At 53.9% G+C, this 3,362-nt stretch carries 1 rRNA gene; it reads left to right on the forward strand.

The features are described 5' to 3' along the window. Positions 1-206 precede the first annotated feature (206 nt). Positions 207-3,289, forward strand: a 23S ribosomal RNA gene (locus HMPREF3171_RS00005). Positions 3,290-3,362: the final 73 nt, after the last annotated feature.

Raw genomic sequence — 3,362 nt, forward strand, 5'->3', positions numbered from 1 at the left:
TGGTGTGTTGGCATGCTGTTGGGTGTCTGGGGCAACATTGTGTGTTCCTTTTGTGTGGCATTCCATTGTTGGTTGATCATCTGTTGTGGTGGTTGGTCTTCGTGGGGTGTGTGTTGTGTGAGAACTGTATAGTGGACGCGAGCATCTTGTTCTTTTTGTGTAATTTTTGTTTGTTGAGTGTCTGCAGTTTTTGTAGCGGCCGTAATTGTTGTTTTGTGTTACGGGCGTATGGTGGATGCCTTGGCATGCTGGGCCGATGAAGGACGTGTGAGGCTGCGTTAAGCCTCGGGGAGTTGCCAACAGTGCGTTGATCCGAGGATGTCCGAATGGGGAAACCCAACACCAGTTGTGTGGTGTTACCTGCAGGTGAATGCATAGCCTGTGTGGAGGTGACGTGGGGAAGTGAAACATCTCAGTACCCACAGGAGAAGAAAACAATTTGTGATTCCGTGTGTAGTGGCGAGCGATAGCGGATGAGGCTAAACCGTGTGCGTGTGATACCTGGGTAGGGGTTGCGTGTGCGGTGTTGTGGGGTGTGATCGTTGCGGGCTACCTGACCGCAAGATGGTGTGTGTGCGTTAGCGGAAACGTCTGGGATGGCGTGCCGGAGCGGGTGATTAGCCCCGTACGTGAAGGCGTTGCATATGTTGTCTGATCATGTTTTCCCCGAGTAGCAGCGGGCTCGTGAAATCTGCTGTGAATCTGCCGGGACCACCCGGTAAGCCTAAATACCCAGTGTGACCGATAGTGAATAGTACCGTGAGGGAATGGTGAAAAGTACCCCGGGAGGGGAGTGAAAGAGTTCCTGAAACCATGCGCTTACAATCCGTCAGAGCACCGTTTGTGTGTGATGGCGTGCCTTTTGAAGAATGAGCCTGCGAGTCAGCGGCATGTCGCGAGGTTAACCCGTTATGTGGGGTAGTCGTAGCGAAAGCGAATCCTAAGAGGGTGTCAAGTGGCATGTCCTGGACCCGAAGCGGGGTGATCTACCCATGGCCAGTGTGAAGCAGCTGTAAGAGGTTGTGGAGGCGCGAACCCACTTAGGTTGAAAACTGAGGGGATGAGCTGTGGGTAGGGGTGAAAGGCCAATCAAACTCCGTGATAGCTGGTTCTCCCCGAAATGCATTTAGGTGCAGCGTGATGTGTGCTTACCGGAGGTAGAGCTACTGGATGGCCGAGCGGGACTATCATCTTAGTGACGTCAGCCAAACTCCGAATGCCGGTGAAGTTTGAGCATTGCAGTGAGACTGTGGGGGATAAGCTTCATAGTCGAGAGGGAAACAGCCCAGATCGCCGGTTAAGGCCCCTAAGGGTGTGCTAAGTGGAAAAGGATGTGGGATCGCGAAGACAGCCAGGAGGTTGGCTTAGAAGCAGCCATCCTTGAAAGAGTGCGTAATAGCTCACTGGTCGAGTGGTTCTGCGCCGACAATGTAGTGGGGCTCAAGCACACCGCCGAAGCCGCGGCATAGTTTTTACTATGGGTAGGGGAGCGTCGTGTGTGGGGTGAAGCCGTATCGGAAGAAGCGGTGGACTGCACGCGAGTGAGAATGCAGGCATGAGTAACGAATGATACGTGAGAATCGTATCCGCCGAATGACTAAGGGTTCCTGGGTCAAGTTCGTCTTCCCAGGGTGAGTCGGGTCCTAAGGCGAGGCCGACAGGCGTAGTCGATGGTCAACGGGTTGATATTCCCGTACCCGTATATACGCGCCCAGTATCGAAGCGGTGATACTAACCACCCAGATCCGCCGACATGCACATCTTTGATGTGTGGTTGGTGGTGATGCGTGGGGCCTGATCCGTTGTAGGTCAGTGATGGGGTGACGCAGCAAGGTAGCCAAGCCGCTTATTGGATTGCGGTGCAAGCGTGTGGCACGACAGCATGTCAAATGCGGCTGTCAATAGTGTGAGGCGTGATGCGTAGCCCGTATTGGGTGATGTTGGTGATCCTCTACTGCCGAGAAAAGCCTCTAGCGATGTGTGTATACGGCCCGTACCCGAAACCGACACAGGTAGTCAAGTAGAGAATACTCAGGCGGTCGGGAGAACTGTGGTTAAGGAACTCGGCAAATTACCCCCGTAACTTCGGGAGAAGGGGGACCCAAACTGGTGCCCGATCTATGCGATCGTGGTTGCTGGCGTGGGTCGCAGAGAATAGAGGGGAGCGACTGTTTATCAAAAACACAGGTCCGTGCGAAGACGATGAAGTTGATGTATACGGACTGACGCCTGCCCGGTGCTGGAAGGTTAAGAGGACCTGTTAGGACATTGTGTCCGAAGCGGAGAATTTAAGCCCCAGTAAACGGCGGTGGTAACTATAACCATCCTAAGGTAGCGAAATTCCTTGTCGGGTAAGTTCCGACCTGCACGAATGGCGTAACGACTCCCCTGCTGTCTCAACCACAGACCCGGTGAAATTGCACTACGAGTAAAGATGCTCGTTACGCGCGGCAGGACGAAAAGACCCCGGGACCTTCACTATAGCTTGGTATTGGCATTCGGTGCGGTTTGTGTAGGATAGGTGGGAGACGTTGAAGCGGCCACGCCAGTGGTTGTGGAGTCGTTGTTGAAATACCACTCTGACCGTAGTGGATATCTAACCTTGGCCCATGATCTGGGTTGGGGACAGTGCCTGGTGGGTAGTTTAACTGGGGCGGTTGCCTCCCAAAATGTAACGGAGGCGCCCAAAGGTTCCCTCAGCCTGGTTGGCAATCAGGTGTTTAGAGTGTAAGTGCACAAGGGAGCTTGACTGCGAGACTTACAAGTCGAGCAGGGACGAAAGTCGGGACTAGTGATCCGGCACCTACTTGTGGATGTGGTGTCGCTCAACGGATAAAAGGTACCCCGGGGATAACAGGCTGATCTTCCCCAAGAGTCCATATCGACGGGATGGTTTGGCACCTCGATGTCGGCTCGTCGCATCCTGGGGCTGGAGTAGGTCCCAAGGGTTGGGCTGTTCGCCCATTAAAGCGGCACGCGAGCTGGGTTCAGAACGTCGTGAGACAGTTCGGTCTCTATCCGCCGCGCGCGTTGAAACTTGAAGAAGGCTGTCCCTAGTACGAGAGGACCGGGACGGACGTACCTCTGGTGTGCCAGTTGTTCCGCCAGGAGCACAGCTGGTTGGCTACGTACGGAAGGGATAACCGCTGAAAGCATCTAAGCGGGAAGCCTGTTTTAAGATGAGGTTTCATTTGAGGTTCCCAGAAGACGACTGGGTTGATAGGCCGGAACTGGAAGCACAGCAATGTGTGGAGGCGACCGGTACTAATACACCAAACAAACCAACAACCGGTTTCAACAAACCAAACACAAAACGAAACACTGTTCGCGTCCACTATGCAGTCACTGACACAACACACCCA

Source organism: Corynebacterium sp. HMSC08F01 (genome assembly GCF_001807545.1).
In the GTDB taxonomy this organism is placed as follows: Bacteria; Actinomycetota; Actinomycetes; order Mycobacteriales; family Mycobacteriaceae; genus Corynebacterium; species Corynebacterium coyleae.